We start from the raw sequence: 16,621 nt of genomic DNA on the forward strand, positions 1-16,621 counted from the left end.
CTGCAACATCTCCCCGAGTACCACCCCCCGCCGTTATCCACTCCATCTACTGCGCGCCATCTTCCTCCTCCGGCAGGAACTCACCGAACCTCTCGAAGGCTCCCGCGATGCTCCGGGGAGGCGGGGCGGGCGGGGGAAGGCGAATGCGGCGCAGCCATCCGCGAAGCGCGGGGCGGGCCGCTTGCTCGTCGTAAAGCGCGAAGACGGCTGCGCAGGCGCCTTGCCGCAGCACGAAAGCCTGTTCATCATCGACCGCCCCCGGCAGACCTTGCCACGCGGAGAAGCGCTCGGCGCAGAGGACGGCCATCCCCCTCTGGACGGCAAACAATTCGCGGTGACAATCCTGCAGGATGCCGATACAGGCGGGCTCGCCCGCGGCGGAGACGTCGGCCGCGCAATGGCCGGTGCGTCGGCACGCGCGGCGCCGGCACATCTGCGGCATGCCGAGACTATCGGCGACGTTGCGGCTGATCCGGGCGTCGAGCGGCGCGAGCTGCTCGCGGGATGATCGTTCTTCGGGCAATCGCTTTTGGGCCATGGGCTCCTCGGCCGGTCTCGGCATAAGACGGGAAGGGCGGTATCCACCGGACATGCTCCTCCCTTGGTGATCCTCGGTTTTCGCTTCGTCCGCCCGAGGAGGGCGAAGCATGTGTCGGACGGGGCGCTGAAAGCTGCCTCGTAAGGTAAGTAATAAGTGACACCTCTCAGCGCCCCGTTCGGCGGTTATTATCCGCGACTTCGGTCCCTCTGCGATGACGGGGGTTGTGGGAACGGTTGCGTGCCCCTCCGAGAGAGGGCGTCATGCACGCTCTCAGACTACGATGCCGCAGGCCATGACTGCCGCCCGGCATCGTCTTCCACCTGCGCCGCACAATCCGGGTTTTTCAAAAACCCTCGGACGCCGCACGGCGCGGCCCCGATCACCCTGTGTGCCTCACAGGCACGCCCGGCGCTCCATGATGGAAAACGAAACGAGAAGTCGGTCCGACAGCTTCTCACCCGTCCCACGTCGCCGGAGGGAGACCATTTTCCGCGAACCCGAACGCCAAGGTTTTGCGTCTTGCCCTTGACGTCCGCGCCGGTCCCGCCTCGCCGGCACGCCTGCCGGTGTATCCGCGACGGGACGGGGGGATTGTAGGCACGGGCTGGAAGGGCGGGGATGCGGGGGAGGCTAAGTGCTTGATGGGGCTGAGGGGGAGGTGTCGATCATGCCCGGATGGGTCGGCGCCTGGAGGGTGGATCCTCGGGTCGAGCCCGAGGATGACGACCTCAGAGCCCGAGGATGACGACCTTAGAGCCCGAGGATGACGACCTTAGATCCCGAGGATGACGACCTTGGATGTCGAGGTTGCGACCTTGGATCTCGAGGGGCGACCTTGGCAATCGCACGCCTCTCCTCCGTTATCCGCCACCCTCTCCTCCGTCATCCTCGGGCTCGACCCGAGGATCCAGCCGCCGTGCGTCTGCACGGCGAGAGGACCCTTTGTCAGACGTCGTGTACGGGAGAGTCCTTCGCGCCGCGGACGCGGCGCTGCTGGATTCCTGTCACAAGGACAGGAATGAGGGAAGGTGGTGCCTCCACCGCCTAAAAAAACGCCCCCTACTGCCCCAAAAGGTCGCGAAGGCTCCAGGGCTCGTCGCCGGACTGGTCGGCGATGTCGTCCACCTTCCAGCCGCCGTTTTCGCGCACCAGCGTGTAGAAGAGCGTCGCCGAGCGCTTGCCGTTGCGGAAGGACACTTCCAGCTCCGCCGTGTTGTCGAAGACGATCGGCGGGGAAAGCTGGATATTGCTGGCGACGCCATCCTGTCCGGCAAGGATCGGGTCGAAATCCACCGCCTCGCCATTCGCCGTCAGGCTCTCGTTGAGCGCATCGGAAAAATAGGCGGAATAGGGCGAGGGCGCATCGTCCTCGGCCGGGTCGATCGTGTCGGCATAAAGGGATTTGATCAGCGCCTGCGGCGACTTGTAGACCCGCGCCTCGGCGCCGGCCACAGCCAGCAGGGAAAACAGCAGTCCGAAGACGATGGCCGGCATGCGCATGGATGAGTCGTTCCCGGTTGGATGTGGGGAGATGTTTAGGCGAGGGAGGGGTGGAAGGATAGTGGGGTGGAGGTAGTTGTGGGAGGTAGCGTAATGAATTTACGAGAACTCCGAGATATTTAACGCGCGGTGAAGCATTGGATGTACTAAGAATTTTGTGTCGTTGGTAATCGCCTCAGGCACAATAACCGAAACGTCTTTATAAGCATAAATATAGGGCTCATTTGGCGCCAATTTAAGTCCGCCCGCCCCTATTCGATATAGAGTGCTGAACAACAGCCGCGCGGTATTTAAGAGTTTATCGGGACTTTCATTTTTGAGATATTCTCTCGCTTGCTTAGCAATTGGATCGGTTTCCGATTGTATTTTATCGTCGATCTCAAGCACAAACTCCTCGATGAACTCGCGGCCGGATATATCCCCGGGTTTAAATCTACCGCCACGCCCGGAAATTAAGGTAAAGGCGACACGGATGGTGGGGTACGAGCTTTCCCATTCATCCATCAGTGCCTGCATTCTGATTCGTGAATATTCAGACTCCGCCTGCCGAACAGTCTTTTGGGAAACTTTATTCTGCCCTTGGGAAAGGGATAAGCAAATATTTATAAAAGAAATAATGTCACGCGGTCGCAGCAATGTCCTCTCGATCATGTAATCAAAAGTATCTTTTGCCCCAACTTTCTTTTCGAAGATGTCGTAGAAAAAAACATTCTCCGATGAGTATTTTCTTCTGAATAAGAAATTGATTCGTTTTTCAACGAGTTGCCAAAGCTGTTCCTTCGTCCAGCGGATTCTAAGGAAATAGTCATCGTATTTCTCCCGCTGGAAGCCAACATAGGAGCTTTCCTGAATAACACGCTCAAGTACATCAGAGCGAAGTGCAACGACCACTTTGAGACGTCTAAGCTTGCGAAATGATCGCAAACATTCAATCAATGCCCGGATTAATTGATATCTTATCCGATCGTCGACCCATTTTTCATCAAGTTTATCGATAAGAATATAATAAGTTTGAGAGTATTTTTCTTTCCCTTCATACTCGGAAAGAAGGTCAAGTACTTTCGCAAGGTCTGTCAGCATGTCGGAATTGACGATCTTCTTTGCACGCTGAACCAGTGCCGACTTTTTTTCCGAGCTAAGGGTACGCGCATAACCCGCGCGGCCCTTAAATTTCTCAATTTCCGCAGACAGCTCTGCATCAACAGTGTTTTCTATTTTCTGAGTAATTTCTTTGATATTCTCATCCATGGTGATCCAGAAGCGGCTTTCCCACTGCCTGAGATATTCGAGAGCTGCTTTCTTTCTCGCGTCTCCGGAGAAAAACTCAAATATTTTCGAAAAGGCAAAATTCGAAGTATTTATATTTTCCACATTGAATCGCAACCTAATGAACTCAAGACAAAGTACATGTTTCCAAAGTGTTTGGTAAAATATGTCTAAATCAATATCTAACGCATTTAAGAATTGTATTATATCGGAATTTGCTACATAGTTTAGCGCCAGATCTGTAAGGTCTATGCTGGAAACGTTTTCGTTGCTGCGATCTATCATTCTCAGCAGCGCTGTCTTTCCGATTCCTGTTCTGCCGGACGCAAACAACTTTGCGCTTGATACGTCATTTAGTACCGACAGGGAGGGATGATCAAAAAAGCAATCAAACAAGAATTCATCGTCTGCTTCCGCTGACGAGTTGCCAATATTGGCATCTGGACGAAGAATCAGTGGGTTAGAATTCTTGCGGCTTAATTTAGACATGCTTCCCCCAATGAACGAAGGGAAGCATCTACTTAGTCATTAATAAAGAGAAAAATTGCACGGCCCGCTTTTTTCAACAAAAAATTGCATCTGCCTGCTCAAGCGATGAATCTCCGACGCCAGAACATCCAGACAGGACCTTACTAGCCGGGGCCTTTACCTGCGAAATGCACATTGACGCCACGGGCATACCGACCATATGCGGCGGTGAGGCCGGTGCTGCCGTCGTATGTGTTGATCGCCCGTCATCATTTCCAAGCAGGCGCAGTATATCGACAAACGGTCGGCTGAGACGGTCACGCATCTACCGCCCCGGCCGCCCGGTTTTCCCCTTCGTCCGGCTCTTCCGCTTCTGCTCCCCAGCGTCCTCATAACTCCCCGCGCCGACCTTGCCGCGCACGAGGGGGCGGGGGTCGTCGGTGGATCCTCGGGTCGGGCCCGAGGATGACGGAGGAGAGGTTGAGGTTGCAGGCTTCGGCGGCAACTTGCCCATGACCGGTTTTTCGGTACGGCCGACGGTCATTTCGTCGAGGTCGTTCTTGCGGAACAGCGATGGCTTGGCGGGGTCGGCGATGTCGCGGCCCATGTCGTCGAGGTTGGGCTTGGCGAAGAGGGATTTGGCGTTGGGAGCAAGATCGCCCCCCTCTGGCCTGCCGGCCATCTCCCCCACGGGTGGGGAGATCGACTCGCGGCGGGGTTTTGCTCCGCCTTTGCCGTTGCCACTCTTGCCGTTTCCGGCCTTGCCACCGCTGCCTTCGACGGCGCGGGCTTCGTCTCTGGCGATCGGGTCGTCCATGACGGCGAGTTCGGCGGCCTTGAGGCGTTTGATCTCGTCGCGCAGGCGGGCGGCCTTTTCGAAGTCGAGATCGGCGGCAGCGTCGCGCATCGATTTTTCGAGCGCGTTGAGATGGGCCTGCAGGTTGTTGCCGACCAGGTGGCCGCCATCCGCAAAACCCTTGCCGGAGACGCCGGAAATGTCGGCGCGGACGTGGTCGCGCTCGTAGACCGAGTCGAGGATGTCGGAAATCCTGGCCTTCACCGATTCCGGCGTGATGCCGTTGGCGGTGTTGTATTCCATCTGCTTTTCGCGGCGGCGGGCGGTTTCGTCCATGGCGCGCTGCATCGAGCCGGTGATCTTGTCGGCATAGAGGATGACCTTGCCGTCGACGTTTCTCGCGGCACGTCCAATGGTCTGAATAAGGGACGTTTCCGAGCGCAAAAAGCCTTCCTTGTCGGCATCGAGGATGGCGACGAAGGCGCATTCGGGAATGTCGAGGCCCTCGCGCAGCAGGTTGATGCCGACCAGCACGTCGAAAGCACCCAAGCGAAGATCGCGGATGATCTCGATGCGCTCCAGCGTGTCGATGTCCGAGTGCATGTAGCGGACGCGCACGCCCTGTTCGTGCAGGTATTCGGTCAAATCTTCGGCCATGCGCTTGGTGAGCACCGTACACAGCGTGCGATAGCCCTTGGCGGCGGTCTCGCGGATTTCGCCGAGCACGTCGTCGACCTGGGAACGGGCGGAACGGACTTCCACCGGCGGGTCGATCAGGCCGGTCGGGCGGATCACCTGTTCGGCGAACACGCCGCCGGACTGTTCCATTTCCCAGTTGCCGGGCGTAGCCGAGACGGCCACGGTGAGCGGGCGCATCGCATCCCATTCCTCGAAGCGCAGCGGCCGGTTGTCCATGCAGGACGGCAGGCGGAAACCGTATTCGGCGAGCGTCGCTTTTCGGCGGAAGTCGCCCCGGTACATGCCGCCGATCTGGCTGACCGAGACATGGCTTTCGTCGATGAACAGCAGGGCGTTGTCGGGGATGTATTCGAACAGGGTCGGCGGCGGCTCGCCGGGATTGCGGCCGGTGAGATAACGCGAATAGTTCTCGATGCCGGCGCAGGAGCCGGTCGCCTCCAGCATCTCGATATCGTAGCGGGTGCGCTGCTCCAGCCGCTGGGCTTCGAGCAGGCGGCCGCCCTTTTCGAGCTCGGCGAGGCGCAGCTTCAGCTCTTCCTTGATCGACTTGATGGCGCCGTTCAGCGTCGGGCGCGGGGTGACGTAGTGCGAGTTGGCGTAGATTTTTACCGATTTCAGGTCGCCGACCTTGTGGCCGGTGAGCGGATCGAACTCGGTGATCGCATCGATCTCGTCGCCGAACATGCTGATCCGCCAGGCGGCATCTTCCAAGTGGGCCGGGAAGATCTCGATCGTGTCGCCGCGCACGCGAAACGAGCCGCGCACGAAATTGAGGTCCTGGCGCTTGTACTGCTGGGCGACGAGGTCGGCCAATAACTGGCGTTGATCCAGCCGGTCGCCGACCGACATCTGGAAGGTCATCGCCGTATAGGTCTCGACCGAGCCGATACCGTAGATGCAGGAGACCGAGGCGACGATGATGCAGTCGTCGCGTTCCAGCAGCGAGCGGGTGGCGGAGTGGCGCATCCGGTCGATCTGTTCGTTGATCGACGATTCCTTCTCGATGAAGGTGTCGGAGCGCGGCACATAGGCTTCCGGCTGGTAATAGTCGTAATAGGAGACGAAATATTCGACCGCGTTGTCCGGGAAGAAGTTCTTGAACTCGGAATAGAGCTGCGCCGCCAGCGTCTTGTTGGGGGCGAGGATGACGGCCGGGCGCTGGGTCGCCTCGATCACCTTGGCCATGGTGAAGGTTTTGCCCGAGCCGGTGACGCCGAGCAGGACCTGGGAGCGTTCGTTGTCGTTGATGCCCGCCACCAGGTCGCGGATGGCGGTCGGCTGGTCGCCGGCGGGCTCGTAATCGGACGACATGCGGATGGTGACGCCGCCCTCGGACTTTTCCGGCCGGGCGGGGCGGTGCGGCGTCCACAGCTTGCCGTCCTTGAACAGCGGGTTGCCGCTCTCGATCAGCGCCGACAAGGCTTCCACGGTGGCGGTGACCGCGCCGGCGGCGAGGTTCTCGGCGTCCTCCAGCGACGTATCCATGCCGGCGACCGGGTTGAGGCCGGCGCGGGCGCGGGTCTTCGGATCCGAGGAGGCGCCGATCGACACGCCGCGGGCGGTCTTCGAGGCGGTGGTGTTCTTGGCCGTGGTCGGCGCAGACTTGGCGGCGGCCTTGATGGCCTCCTCACGCGCCGCGATCTCTATTCTCTTGCGGTGCTTGCCGGCCTTGGAGGCGATCTCGCGCTGCGTCTCGACGCCGGAGGCTTCCGCCTCCGCCTCGAGCTGCTTCACCCAGTCGGAGACGCTGCCTTGCAGGGGCGCGCCCTCGAACGACGATTGGGGGGCTTCCTCGAAACCCTCGTGATTGTCCGGGTTCGAGGCGGGCGATTTTTTCGGTGATCTGGCCATGCCGCGAATATGGAGAGACTCGTCGCGAAAGTGAAGAGGGGCAGGTCACAAAACGAGTACAAAAGGGAAACGGATTTTGGGGCGCGCGCCGGGAGATGCGGGCGGGTTACGCCACCTGGCGCTGGGTGGCGGCGCGGCGGCATTCGATCCAGCCGGGGATGCGTTCGGCCGGCATCGGGCGGCCGAAGAAATAGCCCTGGGCGAACTGGCAGCCGAGCGCTTTGAGGGCACTGGCCTCTTCCTCGCTCTCGACGCCTTCGACCACCACTTCCATCGATAATGCCCGGCCGAGGCCGACGATGGCGCCGACGATCTCCTGGTTCTGGCGGCTGAGATGCACGCCGGTGATGAAGCGCCGGTCGAGCTTCAGCCGGTCGACCTTGAGCGCCACGAGATAGGCGAGCGAGGAATGGCCGGCGCCAAAATCGTCGACGGCGAGCTTGTAGCCGGACCGCTCGATGCGCTTCAGCTGCTCGCCGGCAACCAGCGTGTCGAGGATCGCCTCTTCGGTGATCTCGATCTCGAACAGCGCCGGATCGATGCGGTGCGCGGCGGTGATGCGGTCGAGCACGTCGGTGACCGAATAGAGGTCGAACTCGCGCGGCGAGACGTTGATGGCGACGGTCGCGCGCGGCAGGCCGAGCGAGGGCAGGCGGGTCAGCAGGCCGCAGGCGGCTTCGGCGATGGTCGCGGTCAGCCGGTCGGCAAGGTTGGCCGCCTGCGCAGCGGCGACGATTTCCGGCGGCGCGATCGGCCCGAGATAGGGATGGTGCCAGCGCACCAGCGCCTCGAAGCCGGTGATCTCCTGGGAGGCGAGGTCGACCTGCGGCTGGAACCAGGCTTCGACGTCGCCGGCATCCAGCGCGTCGGCGAGTTCGTGTTCGATCTGGTTCTGGCGGTCGGCCTGGGAGCGGAAGGCGGGCTCGAATTCGCGCCACTGGCGCCGGCCGCCGTCCTTGGCCCGGTAGAGCGCCATGTCGGCGCTGATGAACAGGTCTTCGGCGGTATCCGCATGCAGCGGAAAAAACGCAAGTCCGATCGAGGTGCCGACCACGGTCGGCTGGCCCTCGAGCATGACCGACTGCCGGCTGCGATCGAGGATGCGTGCCGCCAGGTCGCGAGCGAGATTCCCCGCATCGGAACCGCCGACAATGATCGCGAACTCGTCGCCGCCGAGCCGGGCGATGGTGCCCCTGCCGTCGACCGCCGAGCGCAACCGGTCGCTGACCTCGACGAGGAGTGCGTCGCCGGCGCTGTGACCGAGCGTATCGTTGACCGTCTTGAAACGGTCGAGGTCGAGGATGAGCAGGGCGAGTTGCTCCTCCGCGGTGCGGGCGGCGGAAATCCCCGTATCGAGGGCGGTATTGAAGGCGGCACGGTTTGCAAGCCCGGTCAGCGGATCGCAATTGGCCAGTACTTCCAGCCGGTAGTTGGCGCGCAGGATGTTCGAATTGGCACTGGAGAGGGAATCGGCAAGCGCCGTCGCCTTCAGTTTGCCGAGCACGTTGCCGACGAAGGTCGCCTCGCTGGTGCGGCTGCTGCGGATCAGTACCATCGTCAGCGCCACGACGTCGATGGTGAGGAGCCAGCCGCCGGCGCCGCCGCTGACGGCAAGCGACACCATCACCGAGATGTTGGGCGGTATCGCGAAGGCGAGGGAAACCGGGTTGTGTCCGACGCCCATGAGGACTGCGCCGGTCGCCATGCCGCACATGATCAGATAGAGGCCGCTATCTCCGCCGAGCGCATTGAAATCGGGCACGGTCAGCGGAAGAGCCGCCCAGGCGAGGCCGCTGACGAGCGCTCCGAAGGTCAGCACATCCAGTGCCTGTTGCGGAGCATGGTCTACGGTTTCCCAACGCGTCAGGATCGAGGCCAGGACGACGCGCAGGGCCAGGCTTGCGATCACCGCCGTGAACCAGAGGCCGGCCGAAAAGGTCAGGCCACGGTCGATGGTGGTGACGAAAAGCGCCGAAGCGGATATCGCGGCATTGGTGGCGAGCGTCGAGGTCAGGCGTTCGAGCATGGTCGAAGCCTGTGCTCGCTTCACGTCCAGTGCGAGGGCCGGGTCGATTTGACCTGTTCTGAGTTCGGCTTCCATCGATCTGCTCGGGCTGGAGTTCCTGATCAACGCCGACACTATCGAACGGCGGCGATAAGAAAGTCTTGCTTTCGGGAGATCTTCCTGAAGCCGACCGATTTATCCTAAATGAATAGGTAATCGTCGGCCGTCTGCGCCTCAATATTGAGCGAATGCCTGCGAGTTGTTCTGAGGCCGGGTCGGATCCTGCAATAAATCCGATTTTTCGCGCGTCGCTGGAACTTCCCGGGCCGTCATGAATTACAAATTGTCCATGTCACGAAATGGCCGCAATTCCTGTTGGTTTCCACCACATTTTTTCGGGACTCTGAGGGGGTCCAACGAGGAGTGATTCAATGGCTCTTCCCACCCCGACCCTGGCCGCCATCCGGTACGGTTATGGTCTTCGTCCCGGCGAAGAGCCGCCCCGTGATGTCGAGGCGCTGCTGGGACAGATCGAGGAAGGGGCTTCCGGAAAGCCCCGTTTTCCGCGCGAGGGTATAGCTGGCCGGCTAGACACGGCAACCCGTGTCGTTTCGCTCCTCGCCGCCGAGGCGAAAGCCCGCAGGGCCGGCAATCCGAACGAAGACGTCCGCAAGGCGACCCAGAGCGAGGCGCGGCGCATCTACCGGCAGGATGCGATGGCGCGGCTTGCCCAGGCGATCCATTCGCCGCTCGGCTTCTATGAGCGCCTTGCGAGTTTCTGGGTCGACCATTTCTCGACCAGCGTGATGAAGTCGCTGCCGATGCGGATGATCGTGCCGCTCTACGAAGCGCAGGCGATCCGCCCCAATCTCGGTGGTTCCTTCACCAAGCTGTTGTCCACCGCGATCCTGCATCCCGCCATGCTGATCTATCTCGACCAGGACCAGAGCGTCGGGCCTGACTCCGTTGCCGCCCGCAAGAACGGCCGCGGGCTCAATGAAAACCTCGGCCGCGAGCTGCTCGAACTCCACACCCTGGGCGCCGGCAGCGGCTATACCCAGGAAGACGTGCGTGCCTCAGCGCTGATCCTGACGGGACTTTCCGTCGACAATCGCGCCATGCAGGTCGTCTATCAGCCGCGGTTCGCCGAGGCGGGACCTGTCAATCTGCTCGGCCGGATCTATCGGGACGACGAGGGCGACGGCCAGGACCACGTGCTGATGCTCGAAGACCTCGCCGCCAACCCGAAGACCGCGCAGCATATCTGCGGCAAGCTCGTCCGCCATTTCATCGCCGACGACGCGCCCGAGGAGATGGTCGCGGCGATGGTCGCCGCCTGGACGAAGAGCCGCGGCGATCTTACCGAGGTTTATCGTGCCATGCTCGCACATCCGCGTGCCTGGTCGGATCCCGGCCGGAAGATCAAGCAGCCGTTCGAATTCGTGGTCTCCGGTTTCCGCGCGCTCGATCTGCCGGAGAGGAATTTCGGCAATCTGCTACGCGACATGGACGACGGCGACGAAGACGAGAGCCCGGTCCAGAAGGCCATGGACCTGACCGGCATGGCGGCGAGGGAAGACACCAAGAAGAAGGCGGGGCGGGCCAATGCTCTGACGCTCGGCGCCCTGCAGCGCATGGGCCAGCCGATCTGGCAGCCGCCGAGCCCCGCGGGTTTCGCGGACGAAACGAGCGTATGGCTGACCCCGAGCCAGCTGAGCGAGCGGATTTCGTGGTCGCGAATGGTCGCGCGTATCTTCGGGCAGAAGATGGAGCCTTCCGTCTTCCTTCAGGCAGCACTTGCCGATGCTGCCCATCCGGAGACCAGCAGGATTATCGCCCAGGCGCCCAACAAGGTTCACGGCATCACGATGGTGCTGGCGTCCCCTGAATTCAACAGGAGATAGGAAATGAGCTTTCAACACGGCTTTCCTTTGTCTCGCCGCGGGTTTCTGGCCGGCGCCTGCTGCGCGGCGGGGGCCTCCATCCTGACGCCGGTCAGTTTTGCCGCGATGCCTGGCGACAACCGGTTCGTGACGATCATCCTGCGCGGCGCCATGGACGGGCTCGATTTCGTCCAGCCCTACGGCGATCCGGCCTATGCGGCGCTGAGGCCGAAACTGGGCTTGAGGCCCGATACCGGCCTCATCGATCTCGACGGTTTCTTCGGGCTCAATCCGGCGGCCTCCGCGCTGATGCCGTTGTGGCAGGCGGGCGAGCTCTCCTTCGTGCACGCGGTCTCGACGCCCTATCGGGACCAGCGCAGCCATTTCGATGGCCAGGACATGCTGGAGACCGGCGGCAACGGCAAGGGCGAGCGCACCGGCTGGCTCAACCGCACACTCGCGGTCATCCCACGCTCGAACGCCCGCAAGGCGATCGACATCAACACCTCGATGGAACTGATCCTCAGTGGTCCGAACGAGGCGGATTCCTGGTCGTCCCAGAGCAATTTCGCGCTGGCCGAAGACGAGATCGCCTTTCTCGACCGCCTCTATGCCGGCGATCCGGCTTTCGCGAAAGCCATGGAGGAGGCGAAGAAGACCGATATATCGGCAGACTCCCTTTACGCCGACGGCAAGCGTGGCGCGGGCATTGCCGACATGGCGCGGCTGGCCGGCGGCATGCTGCGTGAGGACTACCGGATCGCCAGCTTCTCGATCAACGGTTGGGACACCCATGTGGGCCAGCAGGGGCAGTTCAGGAAAGCCGTCGGCGATCTTTCGACCGCGATCCTCACGCTGAAGGCGGCGCTTGGCGAAGACGCCTGGAAAAAGACCGCAGTGCTGGCAATGACCGAATTCGGCCGCACGGCCCGCGAGAACGGCACCAACGGTACCGACCACGGAACTGGCGGACTTGCGGTGCTCGCCGGCGGAGCGATCCCCGGCGGCAAGGTCCTGGGCAAATGGCCGGGCCTTTCCGAAGACAAGCTGCTCGACCGCCGCGACCTGATGCCGACCGGCGACGTGCGCGAGGTCGCCGCTGCCATGCTCTACAGGCAGTTCGGCATCGAGCCTGACACTCTTACCGCCAAGGTCTTTCCCGGCCTGAGTTTCGATACGTCCTCGGCCTATCTGAGGGGGTAGCCGACTTCGTGACAGGTTCATGGGCGAGGGTGGCGAAAGATCAGGTCGACCGGATCTCGGCGCGGCGCCGTGGCGTCCAGAGTGCAGCCCAGTCTTTCGGCGAGCCTGCACGAGCGGATATTGTCCGGGTGGACGTAGCTGACCAGGGTTTCGAGGCGACGTGTCGAGAAGGCCCAGTCCCGTAGGGCGGTGGCGGCTTCGCGGGCATAACCTTTGCCTTCGGCGCTCGGATAAACGAACCAGCCGAGTTCGTGCTCGGGAAACAATGGACCGTGATTGATGCCGACCTGCCCGAGGCAGAGGCCGGTCACACGGTCTTCGATCATTAAGGCCCCATGCCCCATCAGTGCCCACTGGCCGATGTCGCCGCTGAACAGGCCCCAGGCAGCATCCACCGAAAACGGGCCTCCCATGAAAGCCGAGCGCGGGGAAAACATCAGCTCGCTATAGTCGGGCCAGTCTTCCATCCTCTGGGGACGCAAAGAAAGCCGCTTTGTCTCAAGTGTGGGTATCGCCGTCATCTGCTCCTCGTTCCCGTCCGCATGCCTATGTCAGGATGTCGTAGACGCGAAAAATCCAATAGAGCTGATAGGCCAGCCCGAAGATGACAAAACCGGCGTGATAGCGCCGGTTGGCGGTCGTCGCGGCGATCAGGCTCAGGACGACATAGATCGCGGTGCGCACCGGATATTCCCAGCCGAGCGAGGTGAAATATTCCCAGCCCTTGAGGATCGTATCGACGATGTCGGTGACGAGCAGGCCGGCGAGGAAACAGAAGAACCATTTTCGGCGCGACAGGAAATAGTCTTCGTAGCTGTCGTAATCCTGCATCGAGGTCGGGAAGAGCAGGGCGCAGAGGAAGAAGAACAGCGCGCAGAAGGCGATCAGGAAGAGATAGGCCGCAAAACCGATCACCGGCAAGGCATGCAGCCGGTATTCCCACCACCAGAAATGCGCCAGGAACAGGAACAGGAACGCCACCCAGCCGAGATGGACGGGGTAGATGCGGGCGGCGCGCGGATGCTGGACGATGCCGGCGAGGCCGTTCAGCAGCCGCGCCAGGCTGAGGCTCACCACCATGCCCATGACCACGCGGATATGCGTGAAGGTTTCGGCGGCGGTCGCGGCGTCCATCGCTGTTCCTCGCTCTATTCCTCGGCCGGCACCGGCACCGGGCGGCCGTCCTCGTCGAGGGCGACCATGATGAAGGTTCCGGCCGTGACTTTCTCGATCATCCGGTGACGCGCCCGCTGCGCCCAGGCTTCCACCATGAGCGTGATCGACGAGCGCCCGACGCGGGTGATCTCCGTGTAGATATTGAGCGTATCGCCGATCTTGACCGGCAGTTCGAACGCCATTTCCTTGACCGCTGCGGTGACCACGCGGCCGCGGGCGCGCTCGGCGGCGCGGATGCCGCTCGCAAGGTCCATCTGCGCCATCACCCAGCCGCCGAAAATATCGCCGGCCGCGTTGGCATCCGCCGGCATTGCCAGGGTGCGGAGCGTCAGTTCACCGGTCGGTTTGGCATTTTCGGTCATCGTCATCTCTCTTTCGAAGCGGTTTCCAGGGCGACTCCTCCGGCCGCGAGACTAACCGGACGCGAGGAGGAAGGAAACTCCAAGAAAAAGCGGTTCAACATCAATAATTTAGGTTGAACTAATGCGCGTTCGCCGCGATTTGTGAGGGCTTCACCACCTGGTAACCAACGATCATTAGAATTTAAGGCGAATTGCACATAAGGGGGGTCCCATGCAACGTCTCGCCATTTCCTGGCGCCTTTATAGTCTTGTGCTCCTGTCGCTCGTCATTCTTGGCGGCGCCATGACCTTCAGCCTGTTCCAGAGCTACGCCTCGTCGGAACGGGAACGGAAGGCGGGCCTTGCCCAGATGAACGATGTGGCGCTGACCGTGCTCAAGAAATACCAGGCTCTGGAGGCTTCCGGTGCCATGACCCGCGAGCAGGCCCAGAGCGAGGCCAAGGCCGTCATCTCGGTGATGCGTTACGGCGAAGGCAGCGGCTACTTCTGGATCAACGACATGCTGCCGCGGATGATCATGCATCCGATCAAGGCGGAGCTGAACGGCAAGGACCTGTCGAACGACAAGGACCCGAACGGCAAGTTCCTGTTCGTCGAGTTCGTCAACGCCGTCAAGGCAGGCCCGACCGGCAAGGGCTTCGTCGATTACTACTGGCCGAAGCCCGGCGCCGAGCAGCCGGTCGAGAAATATTCGCATGTCGCCGGTTTCGCTCCCTGGGGCTGGATCGTCGGCACGGGCGTCTATGTGGACGACCTGCACGCCATGTTCCGGCGCGACGCGATCAACTTCGCCTCGATGTTCGGCATCGGCGCGCTGGTGCTGATCGCCGGCGCCACCTTCGTGGTCAAGACGGTTACCGGCCCGATCGGCAAGATCAAGCAGGCTCTGCAGTCGATCGCATCGGGCGAGGCGCGTGTCACCGTGCCTTGCACCGAACAGAACAACGAGATCGGCGAAATGGCCCGGGCGCTCTCCGTGCTGCGCGATTCGGTCGACGAACGCGCCCAGTTGCAGGCGCGCGAGGCCGAACAGGCCCGCATGATCGCCAGCGAGCGCTCCGACAACGAGCGCACGATGACGGCCGCCGCCGACCGCCAGGGGCGCGCGATCAGCGAGCTCGGCCGCGCGCTCGAGGCGCTGGCCGGTGGCGATCTTTCCGTGGCGCTCGCCGATATCGGCGAGGACTATGCGAAGCTCCGCCACGACTTCAATGCGGCGGTCAGTTCGCTGCACCAGGCGATCGCGGCGATTTCTGAGACGAGCCTTGTGGTGCGCGACAGCGCCTCGGACATTTCCGGCGCGACGGGCCATCTGTCCAAGCGTACCGAACAGCAGGCGGCGGCTCTCGAAGAGACCGCAGCAGCGCTCGACGAGATCACCGCAACCGTCCGCACCGCGTCGGAACGGGCGGTCGAGGCCCGCACCATGGTCAGCGAGACCAAGGACAGCGCCGGCCGTTCGGGCGAGATCGTCCGCAATGCGATCGACGCCATGGGCCGGATCGAGGAGAGTTCCAACCGCATCAACCAGATCATCTCGGTGATCGACGAGATCGCCTTCCAGACCAACCTGCTGGCGCTGAATGCCGGCGTCGAGGCGGCCCGCGCCGGCGAGGCGGGACGGGGTTTTGCGGTCGTGGCGCAGGAAGTGCGCGAACTCGCACAGCGTTCCGCCAATGCGGCCAAGGAGATCAAGACGCTGATCAGCAATTCCGCCCGCGAGGTGGAAGGCGGCGTGGCGCTGGTGCGTTCCACCGGCGATGCGCTGGTCGAGATCGCCACGCTGGTCGACCGGGTCAACGCCCATGTGGACACGATCGCGACGGCCGCCCGCGAACAGGCCACCGGCCTCCAGGAGATCAATTCCTCCGTCAATCATATGGACCAGATGACCCAGCAGAACGCGGCGATGGTCGAGGAAACCACCGCGGCGAGCCAGACGCTGGCTGAACAGAGCCTGCACCTGCAGGGCCTTCTTTCGGCCTTCAGGCTCGCTGACGGCGGCCGTGGGGCGACCTCCGGTCATGTCTCGCGCGCCCGCGCCGCCTGATCCGCACTGATCACTGCCAAGAAACAAAGGCCGCCGGCGCGACAAGCCCGGCGGCCTTTTGATGCCGGCCGCATTGACGAGGGTCAAATACGCGGACCTCCGTTGCCCCTAAACGCTGTGGCACCTTCAACGGAGAATATGATGACGAGGATTGTGATCATCCAGGGACACCCGGACGCCTCGGAGCCGCATCTCTGTCATGCGCTGGCCGACGCCTATGCCAGGGGAGCCGAGGCCGGCGGGCATTCGGTCGAACGCATCGAACTTGCCCGCATCGGCGTGCCGTTCCTGACCTCGCAGAAGGAGCAGCAACACGGAATGCTCAGCCCGCCGATCCTCGACGCGCAGGTGAAGATAAGACGGGCGGATCACCTGGTCTTCGTCTATCCGCTCTGGCTCGGCTCGATGCCGGCGCTGGTCAAGGCGTTCCTGGAACAGGTGGCGCGGCCGGGCTTTGCCTACGATACGTCGCGGGGACCTTTCGACAGCGGCCTTCTGAGCGGCAAGTCGGCGCGGGTGGTGATCACCATGGGCATGCCCGCCTGGTACTACAGGGTCGTCTACGGCTGCCATAGCCTGAAGGCGTTGAAAGTAGGCATCCTGCATTTCGCCGGCATCCGGCCGGTACGGGCGACTTTGGTGGGCACGGTCAATGCCGGGAATTTCGATGGCGCGAAATGGATCGCCAGAATGACGGCCACGGGAAGGCGAGCGTCCTGAAACGATCGCAAATTGCATCGAAAGGTCACGAAAGGGCCTTGATTTCTCAAAGGTTCATTTACCGACTTTGCCTAAACTCCCTGTGTGTGCCATTTCGGCAC

The 16,621-nt window shown here is 62.0% G+C and carries 12 protein-coding genes; 4 read left to right on the plus strand and 8 right to left on the minus strand.

What is annotated here, in order from left to right:
* Positions 1–46 precede the first annotated feature (46 nt).
* The 5 genes from LZK81_RS09985 to LZK81_RS10005 all read right to left on the minus strand — a co-directional run bounded on the left by LZK81_RS09985 (position 47) and on the right by LZK81_RS10005 (position 9,222).
* Entirely contained in the window at positions 47–538 is a 492-nt protein-coding gene (locus LZK81_RS09985) for a hypothetical protein (RefSeq protein ID WP_233956091.1), read from the minus strand.
* A 1,062-nt stretch (positions 539–1,600) separates the two neighbouring features.
* Positions 1,601–2,041 carry a YbjP/YqhG family protein gene (locus tag LZK81_RS09990; RefSeq protein WP_233956092.1) on the minus strand — a complete coding sequence of 147 codons (441 nt, stop codon included), beginning with the start codon at positions 2,039–2,041 and terminating at the stop codon, positions 1,601–1,603.
* A 99-nt stretch (positions 2,042–2,140) separates the two neighbouring features.
* Complete coding sequence (locus tag LZK81_RS09995) at positions 2,141–3,796, minus strand: P-loop ATPase, Sll1717 family (RefSeq protein WP_233956094.1); 1,656 nt, start codon at positions 3,794–3,796, stop codon at positions 2,141–2,143.
* 304 nt (positions 3,797–4,100) lie between these two features.
* The gene (gene uvrB, locus LZK81_RS10000; protein ID WP_233956095.1) at positions 4,101–7,121 is read right to left on the minus strand and encodes an excinuclease ABC subunit UvrB; all 3,021 of its coding nucleotides are present in this window, start codon (positions 7,119–7,121) and stop codon (positions 4,101–4,103) included.
* A 106-nt stretch (positions 7,122–7,227) separates the two neighbouring features.
* Positions 7,228–9,222 carry a putative bifunctional diguanylate cyclase/phosphodiesterase gene (locus LZK81_RS10005; protein WP_233956096.1) on the minus strand — a complete coding sequence of 665 codons (1,995 nt, stop codon included), beginning with the start codon at positions 9,220–9,222 and terminating at the stop codon, positions 7,228–7,230.
* 335 nt (positions 9,223–9,557) lie between these two features.
* Here LZK81_RS10005 and LZK81_RS10010 point away from each other — a divergent pair, with 335 nt between their 5' ends.
* Positions 9,558–11,030 (plus strand): DUF1800 domain-containing protein, encoded by a 1,473-nt coding sequence (locus LZK81_RS10010; RefSeq protein WP_233956098.1) that lies wholly within the window; start codon positions 9,558–9,560, stop codon positions 11,028–11,030.
* 3 nt (positions 11,031–11,033) lie between these two features.
* Positions 11,034–12,212, plus strand: coding sequence for a DUF1501 domain-containing protein (locus tag LZK81_RS10015; protein ID WP_037081871.1), 1,179 nt, complete (start codon positions 11,034–11,036; stop codon positions 12,210–12,212).
* Between the two features lie 17 nt (positions 12,213–12,229).
* Here the strand turns inward: LZK81_RS10015 and LZK81_RS10020 are convergent, their stop codons facing one another.
* Genes LZK81_RS10020 through LZK81_RS10030 form a run of 3 tightly spaced genes read right to left on the minus strand, consistent with a single transcriptional unit; the run spans position 12,230 to position 13,750 of the window.
* Entirely contained in the window at positions 12,230–12,733 is a 504-nt protein-coding gene (locus LZK81_RS10020; protein WP_233956099.1) for a GNAT family N-acetyltransferase, read from the minus strand.
* A gap of 25 nt (positions 12,734–12,758) precedes the next feature.
* Entirely contained in the window at positions 12,759–13,346 is a 588-nt protein-coding gene (locus LZK81_RS10025; RefSeq protein ID WP_233956101.1) for a hypothetical protein, read from the minus strand.
* Positions 13,347–13,360: 14 nt separating this feature from the next.
* On the minus strand, positions 13,361–13,750 hold the full coding sequence (locus tag LZK81_RS10030) for an acyl-CoA thioesterase (protein WP_046606422.1): 390 nt from the start codon (positions 13,748–13,750) through the stop codon (positions 13,361–13,363).
* A gap of 211 nt (positions 13,751–13,961) precedes the next feature.
* On the opposite strand from LZK81_RS10030, the gene LZK81_RS10035 reads away from it, so the two are divergent.
* Positions 13,962–15,800, plus strand: coding sequence for a methyl-accepting chemotaxis protein (locus tag LZK81_RS10035; protein ID WP_046606328.1), 1,839 nt, complete (start codon positions 13,962–13,964; stop codon positions 15,798–15,800).
* Positions 15,801–15,941: 141 nt separating this feature from the next.
* Positions 15,942–16,520 carry an NAD(P)H-dependent oxidoreductase gene (locus LZK81_RS10040; RefSeq protein WP_233956103.1) on the plus strand — a complete coding sequence of 193 codons (579 nt, stop codon included), beginning with the start codon at positions 15,942–15,944 and terminating at the stop codon, positions 16,518–16,520.
* Positions 16,521–16,621: the final 101 nt, after the last annotated feature.

The sequence above is a fragment of the Neorhizobium galegae genome (genome assembly GCF_021391675.1).
Lineage (GTDB): Bacteria > Pseudomonadota > Alphaproteobacteria > Rhizobiales > Rhizobiaceae > Neorhizobium > Neorhizobium galegae_B.